This window comes from Streptomyces californicus (genome assembly GCF_000717645.1).
Taxonomy (GTDB): Bacteria; Actinomycetota; Actinomycetes; order Streptomycetales; family Streptomycetaceae; genus Streptomyces; species Streptomyces californicus.
The window spans coordinates 1-646 of the sequence record NZ_JNZZ01000079.1 but is presented as its reverse complement, the minus strand read 5'-3'; the positions used below and the strand labels follow the sequence as shown (position 1 = coordinate 646).

1 protein-coding gene is annotated in these 646 nt (G+C 62.7%); it reads right to left on the bottom strand.

Features of this window, described 5'->3' with window-relative positions; genetic code table 11:
- Positions 1-279 precede the first annotated feature (279 nt).
- Positions 280-534, bottom strand: coding sequence for a cell division protein CrgA (gene crgA / locus IF19_RS0134300; protein WP_030290322.1), 255 nt, complete (start codon positions 532-534; stop codon positions 280-282).
- Between the last annotated feature and the right edge of the window lie 112 nt (positions 535-646).

Sequence of the window (646 nt, the reverse complement as noted above, 5' to 3'; positions counted from 1 at the left end):
GCTCACCTGAGCGGCACGTTGTCCACAGCGTGTGGCCAATCTTGTGCATAGTGTGCGCGAACAACTGTGCCCCCTGTCACCGACCCGCGTTTTCGCAGGTCAGATAGGGGGCGAACGCTCGTCCGGATCCGTGGTGTGTCAGTCGTATCGGCGTCAACGCCCGAGGGGTTATCCACAGATCGTCGTTCTTTTCCCCAGGTCCTCTGTGGATGCTCTTGCGATCTGTGGATAACTCAGCGGATAGCCGTGGGTAGAACTGAGTTCACCGAGAAGCGGCCGCTACTTCCACTGCGTGGAGACGCCGAATCCGGCGGCGATGAAGCCGAAGCCCACCACGATGTTCCAGTTGCCCAGCGCATCGATGGGCAGCGAACCGTCGGTCACGTAGAAGACGACGATCCATGCCAGGCCGATGACGAACATGGCCAGCATCACGGGCGCGACCCAGGCGCGGCTGTTCAGCTTGATGGTGGCCGCCTGCTTCGACGGCGGCGGCGTGTAGTCGGCCTTCTTGCGGATACGTGACTTCGGCACGAGGGTCTCTCCTGTCGATGCGCTGCGTGGCCGCGCAGGGAACTTTGGCTGGCTCCGGGGCAGCGTACAAGGGGACTCTGATTGCTCCCCCGGGCGTCCGTTAGCGTAGTGC